Source organism: Pseudomonas sp. GW821-FHT01D09 (assembly GCF_059422465.1).
Genome location: NZ_JBWKWY010000007.1, coordinates 99,341 through 123,516, shown reverse-complemented (window position 1 = coordinate 123,516; position 24,176 = coordinate 99,341). Strand labels below are relative to the sequence as shown.

Here is a 24,176-nt window from a genome sequence, read left to right as displayed (position 1 = left end):
TAAATCACCCTGTTGCCCCCTGAATCAGCGGGCAAGCGCAATGTAGCCCTGGATGCTGCCTTGGATACACTAAGGAAAATCTGCATTTTTCCGTAACAAATCTGCCAGCCCTTCGGCCTCCATCGGGCGACTGATCAAGTAGCCCTGCACCTCGTCACACTGTTCGGCCCTGAGAAAATCCAACTGCTGCTGATCCTCCACGCCCTCGGCCACCACTTTGAGCGCCAAGCCATGGGCCATGGCGATGATCGCCCGGGTAATCGCCAGGTCTTCACGCCCCTGGCCCAGGCCACGGATAAAGGTCTGGTCGATCTTCACGTAATCCACCGGGATGCGCTTGAGGTAGCTGAGGGACGAATAGCCGGTGCCAAAGTCGTCGATGGCCAGCTTCACCCCCAAGTCCCGCAATTGCTGGAAGGTGGCGATGATGTGCTCGACGCTGTCGAGCAACTGGCTTTCGGTCAGTTCCAGCTCCAGGTATTGCGGCGCCAGCCCGGTTTCGCCCAGCACCTGGCGCACCAGGCTCACCAGCTTGCCCTGGCGCAGTTGATGCACCGACAGGTTGACCGAGACCCGGATCGGCGCCAGGCCCTGGCGCTGCCATTCACACGCCTGCCAGCAGGCCTGGCGCAGCACGAACTCGCCCAATGGCACGATCAGCCCGGTCTCTTCCGCCAGCCCGATAAAATCACCGGGCGGCACGCTGCCCCATTGCGGATGATCCCAACGCACCAGCGCCTCGGCGCCGGTCATCTTGCCGGTGACCAGGCACAGCTTGGGTTGGTAGAACACTTTCAATTGCCGCTCATCAATGGCTTTGCGCAGTTGGTTTTCCAGCTGCAAACGCTCAAGGGTGCTGGCCTGAAGGCTGTCGGTGTAAAACTGGAAGTTATTGCCGCCCAGGTGCTTGGCATGCTGCATGGCCATGTTCGACTGGCTGACCAGTGCGGAAATTTCCCGGGCGTTATCCGGTAACAGGCTGACACCCATTGAGGCGCTGACCACCAACTCATGCCCGTCCACCGTCATCGGCACGCGCAGTTTGGCCAACAGCCGGGTGGCCACCCGCGCCAGGCTCGACAAGCTGCCATAGGCGTCGAACAACACCGCGAATTCGTCGCCGGACAGCCGCGCAATGGTGTCGGCTTCCGGTAAGGCATTGATCAGGCGCCGGGCCATTTTCTGCAACAACTGGTCGGCGACTTCATGGCCCAGGCTGTCATTGAGCAGCTTGAAGCGATCCAGGTTGATATGCAGCAACGCCAGGCTGCGGCCGCCCTGGCGCACCCGTTGATGGGCCTCGCGCAGGCGCTCGCGGAACAACGAGCGGTTGGCCAGGCCCGTCAGTTCGTCGTAATGAGTGAGGTAGCGCATGCGCTCCTCCGATTCGCGGCGGGCCGACAGATCGGCGAAAAAGCCTACGATATGGCTGACATTTCCCCGAACATCGCGCACCACGCTCAATTGCAGCCACTGGGGGTAGAGCTCGCCGTTCTTGCGCGCTTCCACCAGCTCGCCCTGCCAACTGCCGTGGCTCAACAAGGCCTGGCGAATTACCGGGAAGTGTCGGCGCGCGTCGCGGCTGCACGGCAACTCCACGACATTGCGCCCGAGCATGTCGTCGATATCAAAACCGGTGACGCGGCTAAAGGCCTGGTTGACGGCAATCAACACGTACTCCGGGTCCAGGATCACAATGCCTTCGCTGGCCGCCTCGAACACCGTCGACGCCAGCCGCAGTTGCTCTTCCAGCGCCTTGCCGACGCTGATATCGCGCCGGGTGCCGAGCATGCGCGTCACGCGCCCGCTGGCGGTACGCTCCACGGCACGCCCACGGTCCTCGATCCACACCCAGCGCCCGTCGCCATGGCGCACGCGGTACTCCACCTGATAGTCCTCGCTGCGCCCCTTCAAGTGCCCCACCAGCGCGCGCTTGAGCAGCGGCAAGTCGTCCGGGTGCAGGCGTGGCTTGAGGTCGCGCAGCATCGCCGTGACATACTCCGGCTCCAGGCCAAACAGTTCCTTGAGCCGGGTGTGGTGGACTTCATCGGTTTGCAGGTTCCAGTCCCACAAGCCCAGCTCGCTGGCCTGCAACGCCATGGCCAGGCGCGCCTCGCTTTTGCTCAGGGCCAGGCTGGCGGCGTCCAATTGCTGGCCGCGCTGCTCGACGCGCTGCTGCAGGCCGACCTGGGCCTGACGCAGTTCCTGCTCGACCTCGCGCCGCTGCTCGACCTCGCGCACCAGGTCCTGATTCAACTGCTCGCTGCGCTGGCGCGCCTGCTGCAAGTGCTCGATCAAGGCCTGGTTCTGGAACCGGCGCAGCAAACCGCGCTGGATCAGGCGGTTGACCTGCCATGCCACCAGGCTCAGGGACGCCAGCAGGATCAGGCCCAGGTAACTCCAGCCCTGCAATTGCGGTTCGCCGCTCCAGAACAGATAGAGGATGGTGGGCACCAGGCAGGGCAAGGCAAACGACAAAAACGCCGGCACGCTGACGGCATAGGCCACGCTGGCCGATAAGGTGGCCACGCCAATCAGGCCGAAGATCCAGGCCTGTTGCACAAAGCTGTCCAGTGGCACCAGGGCAATGGCCGCGCTCGCCAGGGTCAGGCCGCTGGCCGCCGAGCCCAGCATAAACATGCGCCGCCAGATCGGCTGGGCCTGCCGGCTGGGCAGAGCGCTATCGAAGGCCGCCACCTGGATCACGCGCAGCGCCACCAGGGCCAGCAACCACACCAACCAACTGCCGACCAGCACATAGCGCTGCGGGCTCCAGAGCAACCAGGCGCAGACCAGACCGTTAAGTAACATCAATAAAGTGGGGAGCAGCGACCCCTGGTACAACAGACGCGTACGCTCGACCGCCATCTCCATGGCGTAATGCTTGCGGATAACCTGCGCCGGCACGACAGAGGGGCCAGACAAGTCGGTGCTGAGGGTCATAGGCAGTGTTCTTATAATGGTGAGCCCGAAACGTCGACGGAGCATACACAAGCAGACGGGCAGACCAAACTGCTCTGGATCATAAAAATTCGCGAATAAACCTGCGCAAACCTTCGGGCCAGAGGGGCTTAACAAGACAGGGCGCGGGCTACAGGCGATGACTTACCGGTCATCACTATGGCTCCAACAGTGACCAATTGAAGATCGCCGGCGTTTTTTTGTGCCGACCACCGGGCAATGGGATTTGCCCCCCTCCCCCCGGCACCCTAGAATGCGCCGATGCGCGATGATCTCTCCCTTTTGCTGAATTCCCTCAACGATGCCCAACGCCAGGCCGTAGCCGCCCCCGTTGGCCGTCAGTTGGTCCTGGCCGGTGCTGGCTCCGGTAAAACCCGAGTGCTGGTGCACCGTATCGCCTGGTTGATCCAGGTCGAGAACGCGTCCCCGCATTCCATCCTGTCGGTGACGTTCACCAACAAGGCCGCTGCCGAGATGCGCCACCGCATCGAGCAGTTGATGGGCATCAGCCCGGCCGGAATGTGGGTCGGGACCTTCCACGGCCTGGCGCACCGCTTGTTGCGGGCCCACTGGCAGGAGGCGGGCCTGGCCCAGACCTTCCAGATTCTCGACAGCGATGACCAGCAACGCCTGGTCAAGCGGGTGATCCGCGAGCTGGGCCTGGATGAACAACGCTGGCCGGTACGCCAGGCCCAGTGGTTTATCAACGGCCAGAAAGACGAAGGCCTGCGCCCGCAACATATCCAGGCCAGCGGCGACCTGTTCCTGGCCACCATGCGCAGCATTTATGAAGCCTATGAAGTGGCCTGCCAGCGGGCCGGCGTCATCGACTTCTCCGAACTGCTGTTGCGGGCCCTTGACCTGTGGCGCGACAACCCCGGCTTGCTGGCCCATTACCAGAAGCGCTTCCGGCACATTTTGGTGGACGAGTTCCAGGACACCAACGCCGTGCAGTACGCCTGGTTGCGCCTGCTGGCCAAGGGCGGCGACAGCCTGATGGTGGTGGGCGACGACGATCAGTCGATCTACGGCTGGCGTGGCGCGAAAATCGAGAACATCTACCAGTATTCCGACGACTTCCCCGACGCCGAGACCATTCGCCTGGAGCAGAACTATCGCTCCACCGCCGGGATCCTCAAGGCCGCCAACGCCTTGATCGCCAATAACACCGGGCGCCTGGGCAAGGAATTGTGGACCGACGGCGGCGAAGGCGAGGCGATCAACCTCTACGCGGCCTTCAACGAGCACGACGAAGCGCGCTACGTGGTGGAAACCATTGAAAGCGCCCTGAAAACCGGGCTGGCACGCAGCGATATCGCCATTTTGTACCGTTCCAACGCCCAGTCGCGGGTGCTGGAAGAGGCCTTGCTGCGCGAGCGTATCCCGTACCGGATCTACGGCGGCCAGCGCTTCTTCGAGCGCGCAGAAATCAAGAACGCCATGGCCTACCTGCGTTTGCTGGAAGGTCGCGGCAATGACGCCGCGCTGGAACGGGTGATCAACGTACCGGCGCGGGGCATCGGCGAGAAAACCGTCGAGGCGATCCGCGAGCATGCGCGTCACAGCGATGTGTCGATGTGGGAGGCCATGCGCCTGCTGATCGCCAATAAAGGCCTGACCGGCCGTGCTGCCGGGGCCTTGGGGGCGTTTGTCGAGCTGATCGACAACCTCGCCGCCAAGTGCCTGGAAATGCCGCTGCACCTGATGACCCAGACCGTGATCGAGCAATCCGGCCTGATCGCTTATCACGAAGCGGAAAAAGGCGAGAAAGGCCAGGCCCGGGTAGAAAACCTTGAGGAACTGGTCAGCGCCGCCCGCGCCTTCGAGAACAGCGAGGAAGATGCCGACCTGTCGCCACTGGCGGCGTTCCTCGGCCACGCCTCCCTGGAAGCCGGCGATACCCAGGCCGACGAACACGAAGACAGCGTGCAACTGATGACCCTGCACAGTGCCAAGGGCCTGGAGTTCCCCTACGTGTTCCTGGTGGGCATGGAAGAAGGCCTGTTCCCGCACAAGATGAGCCTGGAAGAGCCCGGCCGCCTTGAAGAAGAGCGCCGCCTGGCCTATGTGGGCATCACCCGGGCCATGCAGAACCTGGTGATGACCTACGCCGAGACACGGCGCCTGTATGGCAGCGAGACCTACAACAAAGTGTCGCGTTTCGTACGGGAAGTGCCGAAAGGGCTGATTCAGGAAGTGCGCTTGTCCAATAGCGTCAGCCGGCCGTTTGGCGGGGGCCAGCAGCAGAGCTCCAGCAGCCTGTTTGCCGGTTCGGAAATTCCCGAGACCCCGTTCAGCCTTGGCCAGCAGGTCCGGCATGCGATCTTTGGCGAAGGGGTGATCCTTAACTTCGAAGGCGCCGGGGCCCAGGCTCGGGTGCAGGTGAACTTCGCCGAAGGCAGCAAGTGGCTGATGATGGGTTACGCCAAGCTCGAAGCGGTCTGATCGTTCCCACGCTCTGCGTGGGAACGCTGCCCTGGACGCTCTGCGTCCGCTCTTGAAGGCGCCCTGCCCTTGTTTTTAGCAAGTACGGGCCAATATCTGTAATTAGTCCTACAGACTATTCCGAATAGGTCTTACGCAAAAGCCCGAAACATTATGCTGCTAGCCACTGCCTCTGCACCTGTGCAACATGGCGCGCGTGCAATCCACAAATGGGAATTCCCTTTATGAAACGTTTTCTTAGCATCGCCATGGCGTTGTGCATCGGCCTGACGATGAGCCTCGACGCCAACGCCAAACGCTTCGGTGGCGGTAAAAGCTCCGGCGCAGCGCCAAGCCACCAGACCAGCCAAATGGCCCCCGCCGCTGGCGGCATGGGCGGAGCGGCGGCCACCGCAGGTGCGGCCGGTGCTGCGGGCGCTGCTGCCAAGGCCGGCGGTGCTTCGCGCTGGTTGGGCCCGCTGGCCGGTATCGCTGCCGGCGGCCTGCTCGCTTCCATGTTCATGGGCGGCGGCTTCCAGGGCATGCAGATCTTCGACATCCTGATCATGGCGGTCATCGCCTTTGTGATCTTCCGCTTTATCGCCGCCCGTCGCCGCAAGCAGCAGGAGCACCTGGCTCCAGCCGGCGCGCCGATGCAGCGTGAAGTGTTCGAGCAGAAGCCTGCCATGGGTTCGATCTTCGGCGGCTCGGCGGCACCGGCTGCCGCCGCTCGTCCGGTGATCAACGCGCCAGCCTGGTTCAACGAAGAGCGTTTCGTCGAAGCGGCCCGCAACCACTTCCAGTCCCTGCAGCAACACTGGGACGCCAACGAAATGGACAAGATCGCCGAGTTCGTGACCCCGCAACTGCTGGAGTTCCTCAAGCGCGAACGCGCCGAGTTGGGCGACGCGTTCCAGTCGACCTATATCGACGACCTGCGCGTGCAACTGGACGGTGTGGATGACCGCGCCGACAAGACCATCGCCACCCTGACCTTCAGCGGTGTGTCGAAGACTTCGCGCTTCGACCAGGGCGAAGTGTTCAGCGAAAGCTGGAACATGGAACGTCCGCAGGGCGAAAACCAGCCTTGGCTGGTCGCCGGTATCCGCCAGAACGGCTGATCCGCAAAGGCACACAGCCTGCTGTAACACACACCCCGGTCGTGTGCAGTGCTCTTGGGAGCCTGCACAACCGGGGTGTTTTTTTGCCTGTGGAAAAGTCAGTGCGCAGTTTCGCTGGATTAATGAGAACGACTCTCATTATACTCGCCCTCCCCGGTTCTGCCCGAGCATAGGAAAGTGCCGCCGTGCTGGAAAAACTGTTCACTCAACATGCGCCTGCCTTGCATCGTTACCTGTTGCGCAAGAAATGCTCCCCAAGCCTGGCCTCGGACCTGGTGCAGGACACCTTCCTGCGCATCGCTCAGTTGGAGAGCCTGGAGCGCGTGCTGTGCGCACCGTCCTACCTGTTTCGGGTGGCGCACAACCTGATGATCGATCATCACCGCCGTTATGGTGAAAAGCGCTACGACAATGACCCCACCGCCTTCTTCGCCACCCTGGTCGATGAGACCAGTTGCCCCGAAGAACAGGCCCTCGGCGCACTGGAGCTGGAGCACCTGGAAAGCCTGCTGGAGCGCATGCCACCGCGTACCCGCGATGTGTTCATGCTGTGCCGGGTGGAGGGCATGACGCACAAAGAGACCGCGCGCTATTTACGGATATCCACAAGCTCTGTACAAAAACACATGGCAATGGCCCTGGCCAGGATTGGTCGGGCGCTGGAGCCTGGCCAAGAGGGCTGAGCCTTGTGTACGACAAAGAGCCAAAAGGTAAATAGACCGAACCGTGAACGCCTCCCCACACACTATCGACCCGGTAGAGCGCAAAGCTGCCGACTGGGTGATGCGCCATCGCCAAGGACAGCTTTCGGCACGTGAACTCGAGGCTTTTCAGCGCTGGCTGGCCGCCGACCCGTTGCACGCCGCCGCCGCCGAGCGCGCCAACCGTGCGTGGCAGGCCACCGCCCAGCTTAAGCAACGCCCCGGTTATGTAAAACCCCAGCGCCCGCCGCGTGCCGCCTGGCTGCGTATGCCGGTGGTCGGCGGCAGCGCCGTGGCTGCGCTGGCGCTGGGCTGCTGGATGCTGCTGGCGCCACCTTTCTGGGTCCAAGCCCTGAACAGCGACTATCACACCGGGTTTGGCGAAGTGCGCCAGATCACCCTGGCCGACGGCAGCCAGGTGCAACTGGGGAGCCACAGCCTCCTGAACCTGGCCTACGACGACCAGACCCGCCGGGTGCTTCTGAGCCAGGGCGAGGCCGTGTTCAGCCCTGCGCCGATGAATGAACAGGAGCGGCGCCCCTTCACCGTACAGGCGCCGGGGGCCGATATCACGGCGCGCGGCACGCGTTACCTGGTGGGGATCGGCAAGGATCGCGAAGGCTGGGTGGGTGTGCTGCAACATCGGGTCGAGGTCAACCTGACCCCGCACGGGCGCGATGAAGCCGCAGGCGCAGCCCTGCTGGAACAGGGCAACAGCCTGCACTTCAGCCCCAAGACGGGCCTGGTACCGCTGAACACCAGCCCCGAGGAACTGGCCAGTTGGCAGGAAGGCCGGCTGGTCTTCCAGCGCAAATCCCTGGCCGACGTCGCAGCCCACATCAACCGTTACCGACCCGGGCGGGTGCTGGTCAAGGGCGAGGCCCTGCGCAACGTACGGGTCAGCGCGGTAATGCGCCTGGATAACCTCGACGCCGCGCTTGAACATCTGGTGGCGCAAGTCCACGGGCGCATGGTTAACCTGCCTGGGTTGACGCTGATCTACTGAGCTGCCTCACGCCGCGACAACTTCAAAATCAGATAAAAAACCATATTCATAGATCATAACGATCTATCGCGTTTTTGCAGCTGGGCCGTTTCTACTACATGTGAATAAATCTTATTTACTTTAGTGAGGCCGGTTTTGCAGACGCAAGAAAACAACAAAAAGCGCAAGGCAACAAAACGCACCCGACTGAGCCTGGGGATTCAGTTGGCCGCCATTGCGCTGGTCGCCGATGCCACGACCATCAGCCCGGTGCTGGCAGCGCCAGCCGCAAGCGCCAACCACGCCCCGGCCACTGACGTACACAACTTCGACGTGCCCACCCTGGCGCTGGATCAAGCCTTGGTCCTGCTGGCGCGCCAGGCCGGTGTCGAGCTGTATCTGGGCAGCAACGACTTCACCAACAGCTACGGCAACCCGGTCAAGGGTCGCCTGTCCCTGGACGCTGCGCTGCAAACACTGCTAGCCAACCAAGGGGTCAGCTACAGCCTCACCGGCTCAGCCGAGCGCCCGATCATCCAGGTGCAATCGGCACCCAATTCGACGGGGATCCAGGCCGGCGACCTGCATCCGACCTACGTCATGGGCATGGAAGGCAAGCAGTCCCGCGACGAAAAGGGCTACAACGATATCTACGATCAGGACATCTCCTCGGTGTATGCCGGCAAGGAGCAGATCGAACGCTACAAAGGCGCGGCCCCCGCCGATATGTTCAAGGGCATGCTCAACGTGTACAGCGGCGATTCGCGCAACAGCGGCGCACTGGACCCGAACATCCGCGGCATCCAGGGCCCTGGCCGCGTGCCCCTGACCATCGACGGCACCGAACAGGCAATCACCGCTTATCGCGGCTACATGGGCGCCAACAACCGTAACTATATCGACCCCAACCTGATCGGCAGTATCAAGGTGCTCAAGGGGCCGAACCTGGAGCGCAACGTCTACAGCGGCATTGGCGGCGCGGTGGTGGCCAGCACCCTAAACGTCGACGACGTGCTCAAGCAGGACCAGGAATATGGTGGCGAACTTAAAATCGAAGGCAGCAACAACTCGGTGTCGCCCAAACTGCCGACGCTGATGACCGGGCAAATGCCCAGCCCCGGCTATGAGTACTCACCCATCAGGGGCTATTACGATCACTCGCTGTACAAACACCCACGCACCAGCAGCAGTAACAAACTGCTGTCCAGCGATGACTCCGCCTACCGCCTGGCACTGGCCACGCGCCAGGAAAAATTCGAACTGCTGGCAGCCTACGCCTTGCGTGAAAAAGGCAACCACTACGCGGGTAAGAACAAGAGCGGCTTCTATTCCAGCGGCAAGCAAGTCAACGGCGAGTTTGACTACATTCCCAACCTCGCCACTATCTACAAACCGGGCGATGAAGTGCCCAACACCTCCAGCAAGATGGAGTCCTGGCTGGGCAAGGCCAAACTCAAGATTGATGAAAACCAGTCCCTGGAATTCGGCTATCGCGACACCGATGCGCTGTACGGCGAGATCCTGCCATCACGGATCTCGTTCTTTAAACCCGGCACGACTTACGACGCCGCCACCAACGGCGTGCCGCAATGGCCGTTGAGCCATGTGCAAAGCAAAGCCTACAACCTGGAATACAACCTCAAGCCCGAAGGCAACCCGTGGGTGGATTTCTATTCCAACCTGTGGATGACCAACACCCGTAGCGATACCTACAGCAGCGGTGGCGTGCCCAATCAAACCACCATCGCCGACCCGGTGTACCGTAATACCGCCCTGGCCAACGCCAAGCATGACCGGGTCGGCCTGACCGCAAGCAATAAGTTTAAGTTGCTTGATAGCCTCGATCTGACCCTGGGTGGTAGTTATCAGCATGAAAAGTTGGGCTCGAACGACAACTATTACGACCCTATCATCAGCGACACGTTGCGCATGTACCCTCGGGCCGGACGCCGCGAGGAACAGGAATACAACTTCAAATTCGACTGGCGGCCCGTGAGTTTTGCCAAGTTTGAGGCGGGGATGCGTTACTCGTCTTATTGGGCATTTGATGACTACTTGAAAAGTGCCCAAGACAAGAGTGGGGTCACAACACAACTTGAAGAAACCGGGCGGCAGGTGGATTACACCACGCGAAAGACGCTGACCGAGTCCGAGTGGCAAGCCGACATTGATCGACAAATTGCAAACAACAAAGTTTTCTGGGATATGTTTGATACCCCGGAGTCGGAGCGTCAGGAGATAATTGACGTAATCAAACAACAAACACCACGTGTGCAAGACACTCAGCACAAGGCGGATTGGGCGAGTGACGCAAAAGGTCGTTATTCACGCGATAACAATCCATGCATTAATGGATTGAGTGCAGGCGAAAATATCATTTCCTGCAGCGCTTCCGGAAACGGCGAGGGCTACGAAAAAGATATCAAAGCCAAACACCAGAAAGACAGTGGCTGGGCACCTTCGCTTTCTGCAACGTTCTATACCTCGGAAAATGGCCGGGTCTACCTGCGCTACAGCGAGGCCATCCGTTACCCAAGCATGTTTGAAAGCACCATTGGCTTTTCCTCATCGGTCAACCCCTGGGGGCTTGAGCCAGAACATGCGCATAACTACGAAGCCGCCTACATCCATAACCTGGCCGGCTGGGGTGGCAGTGAAAGCGCTGACATCAAGCTGAGCTATTACTACAACACTACAAAAAACGTGATCGAACGCGACCCACAACTGCGCTTCAGTAACCTTGAGAAGCAAGTCACTTCCGGCGTGGAGTTCCAGGGTCGCTACGATAACGGACGTTTTTTCACCGATATGAGTATCGGCCATGTCCTGAAAAACAGAGTCTGCGATGAAAACTCGGCGGTCTCCGTCAGCACCGACGGCAGTACCCCCAACTGCGTGGATGACGGTTTTGTAGGTGGATACCTGGTGAGCATGGCAATGCCAGAGTGGACTGCCAACCTCGGGTTAGGTGCGCGCTTCCTTGATCGCAAACTGGAAGTGGGCGGACGGGCTATTTATTACCGCCAACATGAAAACAAGTTCTATGACAACTACCCCAACAGCGCCATGGTCAGTTATTACCTGAATACGCCCATGTCATGGGACAAGATCATCACGTATGACGCCTACGTTAACTACAAATTGACCGATGACGCATCCGTCGAGTTAACCGGCACCAACTTGAGCAACCTTTATTACATCGACCCACTGACGCGTTCGGCCATGCCCGCGCCCGGTCGAACGTTAAAACTCGCTTTCACCACTACTTTTTAAGTTTGGAGGTACTGCATGGGAGGCTAAAGAAGAAATTGGCAAACGCTTGACGTGTTGACTTAATTTAAATCACTCAATGGATGATGAAATGAAATCTTTCAACTACACAGTATTGGCAGTGGCACTTCTGGGTCTAGCCGGCGTTGCCCAGGCAGACACTTCTTCCGCGCAAAGTTACACCGGTACTATCGTCGTCGGCGGCACGGGCGCCACATCGCCTAACCACCCAAGCTCGCCAGGCCAGCCCGCCGTGGGCGTCCTCGCGTTCTACGGTGGCGCAAAAGTGCCGTTTAGCGGCCTCAAAGGCATGGTGGCCACTGACACCAATGGGGTGACAACCATTACCCCGGCAATGATGCCAGCCTCTCACTCCGCCCTTGGCAACTTCGACTTCAAACAAGTCGCCAACCAGCAGGTGTACTACGGCGAATGGTCGCAGACCGGCGCCACCAACGACCCGACCCGTGTCGTGTACTACTCTGGCGACACCACCGGCCGTGTATTGCCAACAGCCAACGTGACCTATGCAGTACAGGGCATCAACAACTACTCCGGGGCAAATGTGCTGTCTGGCGACCTGACCGCCTCGTTCGGCAACGCGACACCCACCTTGACCGGCTCGCTGAGCAACAGCGCGCTTAAAGTTCAAGTCACCGCAGCCATCGACACCGCCACCGCAGGCTTCGCCGGTACTGCCCAGGCGCGTAATACCGCAACCAATGCACTGCTTTCGTCCGGCACCTCACAAGGCAGCTTCTTCGGCGCAGGCTCTACCGCGTCGCTGGCCGGTATCGCCAAGTTCACCGACCGCAACTACGACACCGCCTTCGGTGGCGTCGCCAAGTAATCGCCCGTTGAACCTGTTGTAGCACCACCCAAGCAAGTGCCTGCCCCCAGGCACTTGCTTTTGGCGTTTTGAAGCGATCCCGAGAGCCCGGTAATGCCCCAGCCCTACTGCATGCGATCCCTTACGCTCCACGTTCTGCCCTTTTTTCTGCTGCTGTCCATGGCCCCGAGGGTTTTTGCCGCCGACCAGGACACCCGCCTGCGCCTGAACCAGACCATCGAATACCGCGCCAACCAGCAAGAGCGCGAGCTGCTCAAGGATGAACTGCCCAGCGACGGCGCACCGCCGCTGTTGAATATCGATGGGCAGACCTACAGCGTGGGCAACAACCTCGATGAACTGGGCCGCGCGGTGTACCTGTCCATCGAGCGCCAGCAATGGCCGCAAGCCAGGGATTACCTTAGGCGCTACACCGCCCTGCCCGGCCACGACCCGATGCTCACCGCCTATGCCAAGGGCGGCCTGGCCCGCGCCGATGGCGATCTTGAACAGGCCGAAAGCCAATACCGCCAGTTGCTGGCATTGCAGGCCGACTTCCTGCCCGGGCGCCTGGAACTGGCGCGGGTGTTGTTCGAGAACCGCAAGGATGGCGAGTCCAACAGCGTATTCCAGCAGATCAGCAGCAGCCTCAGCCCAGCCGATGCGCAAGCCATGGGCGTGGGCAAGACCGTCGACAGTTTTATCCAGGCCCTGGACCACCGTGAAGACTGGCAGGGCTCCCTGGCTATCGGCCCGACCTGGGGCTACAACCTCAACCAGTCCCCGGAAAGCGAGGTGACTTATCGCTACGTCACCCCCGACGAAACCATCTACGTCAAACGCTCACTGCCCAAGGCCGTGTCTGCCCACGGCGCGGACTACGAGGCCACGCTCAACAAACGCGTGGCCATCAGCGGCCATCACGGGGTGTTCATGCGCTCGCTGCTCTATGGCCAGGCCTATGAAAAACAGAGCAAGTACAACGAAGGCACCCTCATCAATAACGCCGGCTATAGCTACCACGACGCCAAAAACCAGTACGCCCTCGGGCCGTCGTTTGAATTCAATACGATTGGTGACAACGCCATGTACAGCGCCTGGGGGCTGCGCGGCGAATGGATTCATACACTGTCGGCCACACGTATGTTCAAGCTGGAAGGCGAATACAAGGACATGGCCTACAAACACGAGATCAATAGCAACCTCGACGGCGGCATCAGTTCGGTCTACGCCACCCTGTGGCAGGCCCTGCCCCAGCGGTGGACGCTGTTCGGCGGCGTAGACTTGAGCGACCGCAACACCCAGGACCGCACGGCGGCCTACCTGCAAAAGGGCGTGCGGCTAGGGGTGGCGAAGGATTTCGAGGTGGGCGTCAGCGCCGTGCTGTTCGCCTCGTACCGCAAACGCCAATACGATGCCTACAGCGCTATCGTCGATGACCGACGCAATGAGAAAGAACAAGGCTACACCTTTATCCTACGTGCCCCACGCCTGGCGGTGCTGGATGCGGTGCCCAGCCTGACGGTCAAGTACAACAAGGTTGTCAGTAATGTGGATTGGCTTTATTCCTACGACAAAAACAGCATCAGCCTAAAGCTAGAAAAGCAGTTTTAACCGGCTTCACCGGGTTTTCTATTTCGCGGTTGCACTTATAGCGAGCTACTGTATAAAACGCCCCTATAAACCGCGCCATCTAGCATGAGGATCCCGGCCGTGGAAGAAGTCATCGAACAATTGCGTGAAGCCAACGAACCGGTACCGGTTCCTCTGGAACTGCCCGACGAAGACCAGTTGGTGGAAGTCGAAGAACAGCTGTTTATCAACATCCCGTTTGTCTTCAAGGAATTCCTGCTGACCGTCAGCGATGTGGTGTATGGCAGCCTGGAGCCGGTGACCATCACCGACCCCCAGTCCCACACCTATCTGCCGGAAGTCGCCGCCAATGCCTGGGATATTGGCGTGCCTCGCGAGCTGATCCCGATTTGCCAGGACGGCGACGACTACTACTGCGTCGAAGAAGACGGCACGGTGGTGTTGTGGTCCGGCGAAGAGGAACTGGTGACCGAAGAGTCCTGGGAGTCGGTGTGGCACTGGGCACGGGACGTGTGGCTGGAAAGCTGATCCCAAGCCTGTGACAGGCCGGTTTACGTGGCGATGGGCTTGCCCCCTCGCCACATAAGGTCAGTGCTCCGGCGTGTCCTTGTGATTGTCCAGGGTCTCCAGCAAGGCTACCTGCATGCGCGTATGGATGCGGATGAACCAGCGCCAGAGCACGGCGGCCACTGCCGCCGCCACCACGGCAATCAACACCAGCAACTTGTTGGTCGGCAGGATACTGGCCGACAAGGCTGCCAATAGCAGAAAAATTACCAACAGCGAGAGGATCGGGATCAGTTCGGCAATCACTCGCCGCACGCGCTGGGTATGGCGCCCGGCCATTTCCGGCTTCACGCTCATCTCCGCCAGCAACATCGACAGCGCCTTGAGCTTGCGATACGCGGCGATCAAAAATGGCAGCGACAGCAACAACGCAGCGCCCCAGATCAATGCCTTCTGCCAACTTGGATCACTGATCCAGCCTTGCAGATACCCGCCAATCCGCGCGGCGAAAAAGCTGCCGGTAAAGAAGATTGCCACCACCAGCGCCAGGTTCACCCCCACCTGCAGGATGATCTTGCGGATCATCGACGCCAGCATCGCGCCTTCGCCCTGGGGTTGGATGCTGCGCAGCCATTCGCCATACAGGCCAAACACCCGGCTCAGGCGCTGCGGCATCACCGCCGCGATTTTCAAGGACAACGGGTCGGCGCCACGAATCAGGTACGGCGTGAGCAAGGTGGTAATCGCCGACACGGCCACCGCCACCGGGTAGAGAAAGTCGCTGGTGACCTGCAAGGTCATCCCCAGCGCCGCAATGATGAAAGAAAACTCGCCAATCTGTGACAGCCCCATGCCCACCCGCAACGAGGTGCGGCCGTCGTTACCGGCGATAAACGCGCCAAGGCCACAGGACAGCATCTTGCCCAGCACCACGGCCACGGTAATCACCGCGATCGGCCACGCGTATTGCAGCAGGATCTGCGGGTCGATCATCAAGCCGATGGCCACAAAGAAGATCGCGCTGAACATGTCGCGAACCGGCTCGATCAGGCGCTCGATTTTCAGCAACTGCCGGGATTCGGCCATGATCGCACCGATCAGGAAGGCGCCCAGCACCATGCTGTACTCCAGCTTGACCACCAGCAGGCAAAAACCGAAACACAGGCCCAGGACGGTGATCAGCAACATCTCGTTGCTTTCAAACTTGGCCACGTAGGCCAGCAGCCGTGGCACCAGCAAGATGCCGATCACCAGGGCCACGATCATGAACAGCGAGAGCTTGCCGACCGTGGAAAACACCTCGCCGGAACTGACCGTGCCACTGACGGCGATACTCGACAGCAGGGCGATGATGCCAATGCCCAGAATGTCTTCGACGATCAGCACGCCAAAGATCAGTTGGGCAAAGCGCTGGTTTTTCATCTTCAGGTCGTTGAGGGCCTTGACGATGATGGTGGTCGAGGAAATCGCCAGGATCGCGCCGAGGAACAGCGAGTCCATGGTGTTCCAGTCGAACCATTGGCCAATTTCGTAGCCAATCCAGATCATCAGGATGATTTCCAGGAAGGCCGCGATAAACGCCGTGGCGCCCACCTTGAATAGCTTGCGCAGGCTGAACTCCAGGCCCAGGCAGAACATCAGGAAGATCACCCCCAGCTCAGCCAGGGTCTTGATGGTGTCTTCGTCGTGGATCAGGCCGAATGGCGGGGTGTGCGGGCCGATGATAAAGCCGGCGACGATGTACCCCAGGACGACCGGCTGCTTGAGACGGTGGAACAGGATGGTCACCACCCCTGCCACGAGCATGATCACCGCCAAGTCCTGGATAAAGCTGATGGCGTGCATGGCGAGGGGCTCCTTGAGGGTACTGGCACGTTCCCAGGTTCCACGCAGCCGCCACAACGGCGCGCAATGTGCGGAAGGAAAAGTCTGTGTTATTCGTAAGAAATGCCCTTGAAATGAGCTTTTCAAGGGTAACACCGCGACTTGCGGCAGAAAGCCGGTGCAATATATGGAAACAGATCGACCCGGGCGTGACGGCAAGCCCCGCCCCGGCGTCCCGTAAGGGATGGCGCTGTAATGATTCCAGCATCCGCAGAGGTGCCCCCCAACCAATGCCTACAACCGTGAGTGTGCTATGGAACCCGGAAACGCCCAGCTGTCGATGACGGTATTGATGACCCCTGATATGGCCAATTTTTCAGGCAATGTCCACGGTGGCACCCTGCTCAAATACCTCGACGAAGTGGCCTACGCCTGCGCCAGCCGTTATGCCGGCCGCTACGTAGTCACACTGTCGGTGGACCAGGTGACTTTTCGCGAGCCGATCCATGTGGGCGAGCTCGTGACATTCCTGGCTTCGGTCAACTACACCGGCAATACGTCGATGGAAGTGGGGGTCAAGGTCGTCACCGAGAACATCCGCGAGCGTTCGGTACGCCATACCAACAGTTGCTTCTTCACCATGGTCGCCGTCGACGACGACCGCAAACCGACCGCCGTGCCCACGTTGCAGCCACAGAGCAGTGAAGACAAACGCCGGTTTATCCAGGCCAAACAGCGCCGGCAGGTTCGCCAGGAGCTGGAGAAGCGCTACCAGGAGATCAAGGCTGACACTCTCTGATCCCAGGCTGTGGACCCCACATTGGGCTGGTGGTGTTAGAGGCTGATCGGCGTGGCTTCAAAGCGCACACGCGGATGGGCGATGCGGTCCTGGGCCCGCACCAATTCCAACTCGTAGCTGGCGCACGCCTGGGTTTCCAGCAGTACTTCGTGCACGGCTGCGGCGGTGAACTCGAAGGCCGCCAGCAGGCTGTCGCCCAGCAACACCCGCGCCAGGAACAGGCCCGACGTCAGATCGCCGACCCCCACCGGCTGGCGCGCAAAGGCCAGCAATGGCCGACGCAGGTGCCAACTGCCTTCAGCCGTCACCAGCAGCATCTCGAAACCCTCTGCCAGCTTGCCTGGATAATCCAAGTGCTTGACCAGCACCGCTTTCGGTCCACGGGCCAGCAGGGCCCGCGCCATGCCCAGGCAATCGAACAGCGACTGCGGTTTACGCCCGCAAAAACTGTCCAGCTCCAATTGGTTGGGGCACAAGAAGTCAGCCATGGCCAGCGCTTCGTCCAGCAAAAAATCACTGACTTCCTGGGGCACGATGCAGCCTTTTTCCGGGTGGCCCATTACCGGGTCGCACAGGTACAGGGCCTTGGGGTTGATCGCCTTGATCCGTGCCACACCGCTCAGGATCGCCCGGCCCTGGGCGGCGCTGCCCAGGTAGCCGGACAGCACTGCATCGCAGTTGCCCAGCTCGCCAATCGCCGCAATCCCCTCCACCAGCGCAGGAATTTGCTGCGGCGCCAACACTTCTCCCGCCCACTGGCCATACTGGGTATGGTTGGAGAACTGCACAGTGTTGAGCGGCCAGACATTCACCCCCACCCGTTGCATGGGAAACACGGCGGCGCTGTTGCCGGCATGGCCGAAGACCACATGGGACTGGATCGCAAGCAGATGAGGAGTACGTTTCATGCAGGAAACTTCCGTAAAACCGTTAAATTCTGGCCGCGCAGTATGCGACTAAAAGCAGCCTGTACGACAGACCGGAGACACAGTTAAGCTGGCCTTACTTTGTTGGAGCAAATCGCATGCTGACCCTGGGAAATATCTTTGTGCTGATGCTGCTGGCGGCGGCTGCCGCCTGGGTGTGGCACAACCACGGCTTGCGCGAGCGCGCGCTGGAGAGGGTCAAACAGCATTGCGCCAAGCTCGACATCGAACTGCTCGATGGTGCCGTGGCCTTGAAACGCATCGGTTTCGTCAAGGACGCCAGCGGCCGACGGCGTTTGGCGCGGATCTACAACTTTGAATTCACCGTGACCGGCGAAGCCCGCCATCCCGGCACCATCACCCAGTTTGGGGCCCACAGTGCGCAGATCGAACTGGCGCCCTACCCGTTTGAAATAAAGACGCCACAGCCTAGCGCCGAAGTGATTGAACTGAGCCAGTGGCGCCAGGAGCACGGCAAGGGCCGTCACTGACGGCAAGCGGCCAAGGCTTTTTGCAGTGCTGTCACGTCCTGCTCTTCGCGAAAGATCAGCTCGATGCGCGAGTCCCGGCGCCATTCGCTGGGCTGCCAGGTGAGCGTGGTGTTATCCACAGCGTTGGCCGAGACCCAACCCGCGGCGCTGTGGATAACCAATTTGGCACGACGCCAGTCCAGGCCCTGCAAGCATTGCCGCAGCAGCGTGGGGTCGAACTGCTGGCTCGGGTGCCAGCGCCAACCGATGCTCCAGCCCCCCTCCTGGGCCTGATGCAGGCAAATCGGCACACACGGATCGCTCCAGATTGCCGGGATTTGCACCACTCCCTTGGGCACTTGAAAGTTATCCACAGCCGCCCCGGCCTGTGCGCCAAACCCCGGTAGCCGAGCCAATGGCAACTGCGCCTGCCGCGCCCAGTAAACCTCGCAGGCCGGCAGTGCCCTTTCGATCGCGGTTCGTTGCGCGGGGTCCAGCCCTTCTTCCTTGTTCAGCACCAGCAACCCGGCACTGGCCAATGCCTCGCGTTGCGCGTCGGGCAACGGTCTGCCCGCCGCCAGTGCCTGGGCATCGAGTACCAGCACACAAGGCTGGACGGCAAGCACGGTTTGCCAGGGCGCCTGGCGCAACTGCGCAAGCAATTGCGCCGGGTGCCCCAACCCCGAGGGCTCGATAAACAGCCGGTCCGGCTTGGCCTTACGCAGTAGGCGGCCCAGCCCTATCTGGAACGGCGCACCATTCACACAACACAAACAGCCACCGGCCACTTCGCCAAGGGCAATGCCGTCGTCATCCAGGGTCAGCAGCGCGGCATCCAGGCCGATCTGCCCGAACTCATTGATCAACACGGCCCAGCGCTCGTTGGCCGGACGCTGGGTGAACAGGTGTTTGATCAAACTGGTCTTGCCGGCCCCCAATGGGCCGGCAATCACATGCGTGGGAATATTCTGCAGCATCGTGGACATTATTCAGGCCGTGTAGAGACGCTTGATCCTACCCGGTTATGCCAGCCAATCCAGCGTCAGAATCAGCCGTCGCTCGTTGGCGGCCAGCGTCGGCGAGCGGTGAATCAAGCCATAGCCTTCATTGCCGCGCCACTTTTCGCCCTTGAGCAGGGCGACTTCGCCACAGTGGATCTGCTCGATACGCTCGCGGGGTTCCGCGTCTGCCTGGCTCAACTGGCGCCGGTCCATCACCCCTTCGCGCAGCCATTGGCTGCCGATGCCGGCATAGGTGGTGATCAAACGCACGGGCACGTGATCGACGTGAAAGCGCGGGCACATGGCCTTGTCCAGCAGCCTCAGCCGCACGCCAATACGCTTGGCGCCCAACAGGCAGGCAAAAGCGCTGATCAGCCAGGCAACATCAGCGATAAAGCCTTCGTAGCCCTCAAGGTCACGACAGCCTGCGGCCAGCCCCTGCAAGTTGGGTTCGGCGTCTTCGCTGTCCAACTCCACCACCAGCGACTCGGCGAGCGGCTCGCCCAGCGAGACCAGCAACGCGCCAAACTCGGCGATGTGCAGCGGCAACTGGCGCTGCCACAGCGCCAGGTTGACGCCGTTATCCAGGATGTCGGCGAGGGCCAACGGGGTTTCCCCACGGGTCTGGCGAATCACCGGACGCAGTTGAATCACAGGTGCCAGCATCAGGCGGCTGCCTCCTCGTACCAAGGGCCAAAAGGATCGGCCAGCAGGCCCCAACCTTCGGCGCCCAGGGCCATTTCTTCATCCGTCAGCAGACACGCGTCCAGTTCCATACGCATTTGCACAAAATCGATGTTCTGCCCGATAAACACCAGTTCCTGGCGGCAATCGCCGGTGCTCAGTTGCCAGTTACCCATGATTGCCGCGACGCTTTCCTGGTCCTCGGGCCATTGGCTTTTCGGCACAAAGCGCCACCAGCGACCGGCAAAACCATGGCGCATCAGGCCACCGGCCTGGGACCAACTGCCAGCGTCACGGTGCTTGCTGGCCAGCCAGAAAAACCCCTTGGAGCGCAGCAGCTTGCCATTGCTCCACGGGCGGTCGATAAAGTCGAAAAAGCGCTGGGGATGGAATGGCCGGCGCGCCCGATAAGCCGTGGAGGCGATGCCATATTCCTCGGTTTCCGGCACATGTTCGCCGCGCAGCTCCTGCAACCAGCCCGGCGCCTGGGCCGCGCGCTCAAAATCAAAACGCCCGGTATTGAGGATCTCGGCCAGCGGCACCTCGCCCATCACCATGGGGATAATGCGCGCCTGGGCATTCAGGCGCTCCAGGATGGCCACCAGTTCTTCACGTTCGTGGCGGCTGATCAGGTCGATCTTGCTGATCAGAATGACGTCGGCGAACTCGATCTGTTCAATCAGCAGGTCGGTGATGGAGCGTTCATCGTCCTCACCCAACGTTTCGCCGCGGGACGCCAGGCTTTCGGCCGCCTGGTAATCGAGCAGGAAGTTCATGCCGTCGACCACGGTGACCATGGTGTCGAGCCGCGCAATATCCGCCAGGCTCTGGCCGTTTTCATCGCGAAAGGTGAAGGTTTCCGCCACCGGCAGCGGCTCGGAAATGCCGGTGGATTCGATCAGCAGGTAATCGAACCGACCCTCCCTGGCGAGCTTTCCTACCTCGACCAGCAAGTCTTCGCGCAAGGTGCAGCAGATGCAGCCGTTGCTCATCTCCACCAGTTTTTCTTCGGCGCGATTGAGGCTGACGTCGCGCTGGACTGCGGCGCCATCAATGTTGATTTCGCTCATATCGTTGACGATCACCGCCACCCGCAGATTTTCGCGGTTGCGCAGGACGTAATTGAGCAGCGTGCTTTTACCGGCGCCGAGAAAGCCGGAGAGCACAGTAACGGGTAGACGGTCGGTCATCGGGTGTTCCTCATCAGGGTGGCCGGTCAAATCGCCCGTTGATGGCGTTCGCGCAGCTCTTCACGTTCTTTGGCTTCGATACACAGGGTGGCGGTGGGCCGCAGCAACAGACGCTGGAGGCCAATCGGCTCGCCCGTCTCGCGACACCAGCCGTATTCACCACGCGCCAGGAGCTCAAGGGCTTCGTCGATCTTGTCCAGCAGCTTCTTTTCCCGCTCCAGCAGGCGCAATTGCCACTGGCGCTGTTCTTCGGCACTGCCGATATCGGCGAGGTCGCTGTTGGGCTCTTGCTCGCGCAGCACGATAAATTCGGCTTCGATGCGCGCTTGCAGGTCATCGCGCTGGGCCAATAGCCGCTCGCGGAAAAAGGCTTGCTGGGCCTCATTCATGTAATCCGCAGGCGGTTGGGCAAGCAGGTCTTGTTCAGTCATCGGGACGGTTCACGGGTCAGGTTGTGCTTTTATGTTATAGTATAACAATGCAAATAAGCCAATCCCCTCTTGCCCGTCACGACGAAGGGCGCAATCCTTGAGCCCCTCCAGGCTCCGAGAACCGCGATGAAATACCTGTTATGCAGCGTGTTGCTGCTGGCGGCGACCCAGGCCGGCGCCCAAGTGCCCGGCCCGCTGGCCACCTGCACCCGCAGTGCCACCCTGTTGGCCTGCGTCGATGCCCAGGGCAATGCCTACAGTGTCGCGACCGCAGGCAACACCACGTATTTGCGCGGGTTCGAGGTGATCGGCAAGCGCTACTGGGCGCAGACTAATAGCCGCTATGGCCAATTGACGTTCTTTACCGGGCTGGCCTCCGACGGTGAGGCGTGGGTCGGCTACACACGGCGTGTGGGCTGGACCACGATCAACCGGTTTTCCAGTTCGGGGGGCTCCAGCGCCAAGTTCACCTGCAGCCGGATCAGTGGGTGCTAGGCCTGTCGCAGAAAAATAATCGTCGGTTCAATTGTTATAATATAACATGCCGAATTATTTTCAACGACGGACCTGCTCATGAATGCGCTGACTCTGCCGGATATCGCCGCGCAGGCTTCTCGCCAAGCCTTGCCTCTCGACTGGGTGGGCATGTGCGGCATTGCCCTTCCTATCCTGATCGACGGCCAACGCTTGAGCGCCAAGGCCGATGCGGGCGTGAGCCTGGATGACGGCGAGGCGCGCGGCATTCATATGTCGCGCCTGTACCTGGCGCTGGCAATGCTTGAGCAACAAGACCTGCGGCCGGCGCTGTTACGCCAGGTGTTGCAGCAATTCCTCGATAGCCACGAAGGGTTATCGAGCAGCGCCTACCTGCGGATTCATAGCGACTTGCTGCTTAAACGCCCGGCATTGGTCAGCCCACTATCAGGCTGGAAGACCTACCCAGTGACCATCGAAGCGCGTCTGGAAAAACAGATGTTCCACGTGGAACTAAAAATTGACGTGAGCTACTCCTCAACCTGTCCGTGCTCAGCCGCCCTCGCCAGGCAGTTGATTCAACAGCAATTTGTCGATGATTTCGCCAACACCTCATTTCAACACGAAGAGGTATTGGCCTGGCTGGGCAGCCCCAACGGCATCGTCGCCACCCCCCACAGCCAACGCAGCAGTGCGCTGTTGCAGGTCCATCTGCAACCCGGCGTTCAAGCCTTGCCCCTGACTGACGTGATTGACCAGGCTGAAGCAGCCCTCGGCACCGCCGTACAGACCGCCGTAAAACGCGCCGATGAACAAGCCTTCGCCTTGGCCAATGGCCAAAACCTGATGTTCTGCGAGGACGCCGCTCGCCGCCTGAATCTGGCGCTAAAACGTTTGGATACGGTGCAAGCCTTTCACCTGAAGGTCATCCACGCCGAAAGCCTGCACGCCCATGACGCGGTGGCCGAAAGCCGTTGGACGAGGGCGGCCTTGGGCACATCATGAAGCTGACAATGCTCGACCTGGAAGCCGCCGCCGTGGGCAGCCGCTTTCCCCTGGCCCCGGTACTGGAGGCCTTGCCGTGGAACCGTGACGGACTGATCGCCGCCATTGCCCAGCAACACGGCAGCGGCGAGGTGTTGATGCTGGCCTGGATGAACCGCCGGGCCCTCGACGAAACCCTCGCCAGCGGCCAGGTCTGCTACTGGTCACGCTCACGCCAGCAGTTGTGGCGCAAAGGCGAAAGCTCCGGCCACTGGCAGCAATTGATCGAAGCACGCCTGGACTGCGACGGCGATGCCATCTTGCTGATCGTCGACCAACAAGGCCCGGCCTGCCATACCGGCCGCCCCACCTGCTTTTACAACGCCATCGAAGACGACCAAGTGCATATCCTCACCGCGCCCCTCAAGGAACCTGCTGCATGATCCGCAAGAACCCTTCCGGCGATCTGCCGGTGATTGCCGAATCGGCCTACGTGGATAAAACCGCGATCATCTGCGGCAAGGTGATCATCGGCGAGAACGTATTTGTCGGCCCCTATGCGGTGATCCGCGCCGACGAAGTCAACGCCGACGGCGCCATGGACCCGATCACCATCGGCGCCAACTCCAATATCCAGGACGGCGTGGTGATCCACTCCAAATCCGGGGCGGCGGTGACCATCGGCGAATTCACCTCCATCGCCCATCGCTCGATTGTCCACGGCCCGTGCACCGTCGGCGACCGGGTGTTTATCGGCTTCAACAGCGTGCTGTTCAACTGCGTGGTCGGCGATGGCTGCGTGGTGCGGCACAACTCGGTGGTCGATGGCCGTGACTTGCCGGCCGCCTTCTACGTGCCGTCCACCACCCGTATCGGGCCCAATACCGACCTGTCGCAGTTCCCGCCCGTCAGCGTCAGCGCGTCGGAGTTTTCCGAAGACGTGGCGCGCACCAATGTCGACCTGGTGCGTGGCTACAAAGCCCTGCAAAACGAGTTCTGAAC

At 60.7% G+C, this 24,176-nt stretch carries 21 protein-coding genes; 14 read left to right on the top strand and 7 right to left on the bottom strand.

All coding sequences use genetic code 11. The features are described 5' to 3' along the window. Nucleotides 1–69: 69 nt before the first annotated feature. The gene (locus tag AC07W7_RS10365) at nucleotides 70–2,943 is read right to left on the bottom strand and encodes an EAL domain-containing protein (RefSeq protein WP_076963084.1); all 2,874 of its coding nucleotides are present in this window, start codon (nucleotides 2,941–2,943) and stop codon (nucleotides 70–72) included. A gap of 279 nt (nucleotides 2,944–3,222) precedes the next feature. On the opposite strand from AC07W7_RS10365, the gene uvrD reads away from it, so the two are divergent. The 8 genes from uvrD (at nucleotide 3,223) to AC07W7_RS10325 (ending at nucleotide 14,412) form a co-directional block, all read left to right on the top strand. Further along, entirely contained in the window at nucleotides 3,223–5,406 is a 2,184-nt protein-coding gene (gene uvrD, locus AC07W7_RS10360) for a DNA helicase II (RefSeq protein WP_076963083.1), read from the top strand. Nucleotides 5,407–5,630: 224 nt separating this feature from the next. Further along, nucleotides 5,631–6,506, top strand: a complete 876-nt coding sequence (locus AC07W7_RS10355; RefSeq protein WP_169901005.1) for a Tim44 domain-containing protein — start codon at nucleotides 5,631–5,633, stop codon at nucleotides 6,504–6,506. 185 nt (nucleotides 6,507–6,691) lie between these two features. Then, a complete protein-coding gene (locus tag AC07W7_RS10350; RefSeq protein ID WP_038444572.1) occupies nucleotides 6,692–7,189 on the top strand; it encodes an RNA polymerase sigma factor in 498 nt (165 codons plus the stop codon). Between the two features lie 43 nt (nucleotides 7,190–7,232). Beyond that, nucleotides 7,233–8,213 (top strand): FecR family protein, encoded by a 981-nt coding sequence (locus AC07W7_RS10345; protein ID WP_495039247.1) that lies wholly within the window; start codon nucleotides 7,233–7,235, stop codon nucleotides 8,211–8,213. 135 nt (nucleotides 8,214–8,348) lie between these two features. Continuing rightward, the gene (locus AC07W7_RS10340; protein WP_169897441.1) at nucleotides 8,349–11,465 is read left to right on the top strand and encodes a TonB-dependent receptor domain-containing protein; all 3,117 of its coding nucleotides are present in this window, start codon (nucleotides 8,349–8,351) and stop codon (nucleotides 11,463–11,465) included. An 88-nt stretch (nucleotides 11,466–11,553) separates the two neighbouring features. Further along, on the top strand, nucleotides 11,554–12,312 hold the full coding sequence (locus AC07W7_RS10335) for a Slam-dependent surface lipoprotein (RefSeq protein ID WP_076963080.1): 759 nt from the start codon (nucleotides 11,554–11,556) through the stop codon (nucleotides 12,310–12,312). A 159-nt stretch (nucleotides 12,313–12,471) separates the two neighbouring features. After that, on the top strand, nucleotides 12,472–13,905 hold the full coding sequence (locus tag AC07W7_RS10330) for a surface lipoprotein assembly modifier (RefSeq protein WP_236309575.1): 1,434 nt from the start codon (nucleotides 12,472–12,474) through the stop codon (nucleotides 13,903–13,905). A 99-nt stretch (nucleotides 13,906–14,004) separates the two neighbouring features. Next, complete coding sequence (locus AC07W7_RS10325) at nucleotides 14,005–14,412, top strand: SMI1/KNR4 family protein (RefSeq protein ID WP_029290059.1); 408 nt, start codon at nucleotides 14,005–14,007, stop codon at nucleotides 14,410–14,412. Between the two features lie 60 nt (nucleotides 14,413–14,472). Here AC07W7_RS10325 and AC07W7_RS10320 read toward each other — a convergent pair whose 3' ends face one another. Continuing rightward, nucleotides 14,473–16,236 (bottom strand): cation:proton antiporter, encoded by a 1,764-nt coding sequence (locus AC07W7_RS10320; RefSeq protein ID WP_076963079.1) that lies wholly within the window; start codon nucleotides 16,234–16,236, stop codon nucleotides 14,473–14,475. A gap of 292 nt (nucleotides 16,237–16,528) precedes the next feature. On the opposite strand from AC07W7_RS10320, the gene AC07W7_RS10315 reads away from it, so the two are divergent. Then, on the top strand, nucleotides 16,529–17,014 hold the full coding sequence (locus tag AC07W7_RS10315; protein WP_076963078.1) for an acyl-CoA thioesterase: 486 nt from the start codon (nucleotides 16,529–16,531) through the stop codon (nucleotides 17,012–17,014). A gap of 35 nt (nucleotides 17,015–17,049) precedes the next feature. On the opposite strand, the gene pdxY is transcribed toward AC07W7_RS10315, so the two are convergent. Further along, nucleotides 17,050–17,922: a pyridoxal kinase PdxY gene (gene pdxY, locus AC07W7_RS10310; protein ID WP_076963077.1), complete on the bottom strand. Its 873-nt coding sequence runs from the start codon at nucleotides 17,920–17,922 to the stop codon at nucleotides 17,050–17,052. A gap of 116 nt (nucleotides 17,923–18,038) precedes the next feature. Here pdxY and AC07W7_RS10305 point away from each other — a divergent pair, with 116 nt between their 5' ends. After that, the gene (locus AC07W7_RS10305; protein ID WP_495039246.1) at nucleotides 18,039–18,431 is read left to right on the top strand and encodes a DUF3301 domain-containing protein; all 393 of its coding nucleotides are present in this window, start codon (nucleotides 18,039–18,041) and stop codon (nucleotides 18,429–18,431) included. Here AC07W7_RS10305 and AC07W7_RS10300 read toward each other — a convergent pair. The 4 genes from AC07W7_RS10300 to dksA are packed head-to-tail and all read right to left on the bottom strand — an operon-like array spanning nucleotide 18,425 to nucleotide 21,716. Beyond that, nucleotides 18,425–19,387, bottom strand: coding sequence for a CobW family GTP-binding protein (locus AC07W7_RS10300; RefSeq protein WP_495039266.1), 963 nt, complete (start codon nucleotides 19,385–19,387; stop codon nucleotides 18,425–18,427). The two genes, AC07W7_RS10305 and AC07W7_RS10300, sit on opposite strands and share 7 nt — an antisense overlap. 45 nt (nucleotides 19,388–19,432) lie before the next feature. Continuing rightward, nucleotides 19,433–20,077, bottom strand: a complete 645-nt coding sequence (locus tag AC07W7_RS10295; protein WP_099170877.1) for a DUF1826 domain-containing protein — start codon at nucleotides 20,075–20,077, stop codon at nucleotides 19,433–19,435. Then, nucleotides 20,077–21,285 carry a zinc metallochaperone GTPase ZigA gene (gene zigA, locus AC07W7_RS10290; RefSeq protein WP_076963073.1) on the bottom strand — a complete coding sequence of 403 codons (1,209 nt, stop codon included), beginning with the start codon at nucleotides 21,283–21,285 and terminating at the stop codon, nucleotides 20,077–20,079. Before zigA ends, AC07W7_RS10295 begins: the two co-directional genes overlap by 1 nt. Before the next feature lie 26 nt (nucleotides 21,286–21,311). Further along, nucleotides 21,312–21,716, bottom strand: a complete 405-nt coding sequence (gene dksA, locus AC07W7_RS10285; RefSeq protein WP_099170876.1) for an RNA polymerase-binding protein DksA — start codon at nucleotides 21,714–21,716, stop codon at nucleotides 21,312–21,314. A 126-nt stretch (nucleotides 21,717–21,842) separates the two neighbouring features. Here dksA and AC07W7_RS10280 point away from each other — a divergent pair, with 126 nt between their 5' ends. From AC07W7_RS10280 to AC07W7_RS10265, 4 genes are all read left to right on the top strand, one after another. Next, on the top strand, nucleotides 21,843–22,211 hold the full coding sequence (locus AC07W7_RS10280) for a glutamine synthetase (protein ID WP_169901001.1): 369 nt from the start codon (nucleotides 21,843–21,845) through the stop codon (nucleotides 22,209–22,211). 78 nt (nucleotides 22,212–22,289) lie between these two features. Then, on the top strand, nucleotides 22,290–23,195 hold the full coding sequence (gene folE2 / locus AC07W7_RS10275) for a GTP cyclohydrolase FolE2 (RefSeq protein ID WP_495039245.1): 906 nt from the start codon (nucleotides 22,290–22,292) through the stop codon (nucleotides 23,193–23,195). Beyond that, a complete protein-coding gene (hisI, locus tag AC07W7_RS10270) occupies nucleotides 23,192–23,617 on the top strand; it encodes a phosphoribosyl-AMP cyclohydrolase (protein ID WP_169866716.1) in 426 nt (141 codons plus the stop codon). Before folE2 ends, hisI begins: the two co-directional genes overlap by 4 nt. After that, nucleotides 23,614–24,174 carry a gamma carbonic anhydrase family protein gene (locus AC07W7_RS10265; protein ID WP_076963068.1) on the top strand — a complete coding sequence of 187 codons (561 nt, stop codon included), beginning with the start codon at nucleotides 23,614–23,616 and terminating at the stop codon, nucleotides 24,172–24,174. The genes hisI and AC07W7_RS10265 overlap by 4 nt, the downstream gene beginning before the upstream one ends. Nucleotides 24,175–24,176: the final 2 nt, after the last annotated feature.

Bases quoted from the DNA above. Each gene is read 5' to 3' on its own strand.
- AC07W7_RS10365 (WP_076963084.1), bottom strand. From the start codon at position 2,943: ATGACCCTCAGCACCGACTTGTCTGGCCCCTCTGTCGTGCCGGCGCAG.
- uvrD (WP_076963083.1), top strand. From the start codon at position 3,223: ATGCGCGATGATCTCTCCCTTTTGCTGAATTCCCTCAACGATGCCCAA.
- AC07W7_RS10355 (WP_169901005.1), top strand. From the start codon at position 5,631: ATGAAACGTTTTCTTAGCATCGCCATGGCGTTGTGCATCGGCCTGACG.
- AC07W7_RS10335 (WP_076963080.1), top strand. From the start codon at position 11,554: ATGAAATCTTTCAACTACACAGTATTGGCAGTGGCACTTCTGGGTCTA.
- AC07W7_RS10330 (WP_236309575.1), top strand. From the start codon at position 12,472: ATGGCCCCGAGGGTTTTTGCCGCCGACCAGGACACCCGCCTGCGCCTG.
- AC07W7_RS10320 (WP_076963079.1), bottom strand. From the start codon at position 16,236: ATGCACGCCATCAGCTTTATCCAGGACTTGGCGGTGATCATGCTCGTG.
- AC07W7_RS10315 (WP_076963078.1), top strand. From the start codon at position 16,529: ATGGAACCCGGAAACGCCCAGCTGTCGATGACGGTATTGATGACCCCT.
- pdxY (WP_076963077.1), bottom strand. From the start codon at position 17,922: ATGAAACGTACTCCTCATCTGCTTGCGATCCAGTCCCATGTGGTCTTC.
- AC07W7_RS10305 (WP_495039246.1), top strand. From the start codon at position 18,039: ATGCTGACCCTGGGAAATATCTTTGTGCTGATGCTGCTGGCGGCGGCT.
- AC07W7_RS10300 (WP_495039266.1), bottom strand. From the start codon at position 19,387: ATGCTGCAGAATATTCCCACGCATGTGATTGCCGGCCCATTGGGGGCC.
- AC07W7_RS10295 (WP_099170877.1), bottom strand. From the start codon at position 20,077: ATGCTGGCACCTGTGATTCAACTGCGTCCGGTGATTCGCCAGACCCGT.
- zigA (WP_076963073.1), bottom strand. From the start codon at position 21,285: ATGACCGACCGTCTACCCGTTACTGTGCTCTCCGGCTTTCTCGGCGCC.
- dksA (WP_099170876.1), bottom strand. From the start codon at position 21,716: ATGACTGAACAAGACCTGCTTGCCCAACCGCCTGCGGATTACATGAAT.
- AC07W7_RS10280 (WP_169901001.1), top strand. From the start codon at position 21,843: ATGAAATACCTGTTATGCAGCGTGTTGCTGCTGGCGGCGACCCAGGCC.
- folE2 (WP_495039245.1), top strand. From the start codon at position 22,290: ATGAATGCGCTGACTCTGCCGGATATCGCCGCGCAGGCTTCTCGCCAA.
- hisI (WP_169866716.1), top strand. From the start codon at position 23,192: ATGAAGCTGACAATGCTCGACCTGGAAGCCGCCGCCGTGGGCAGCCGC.
- AC07W7_RS10265 (WP_076963068.1), top strand. From the start codon at position 23,614: ATGATCCGCAAGAACCCTTCCGGCGATCTGCCGGTGATTGCCGAATCG.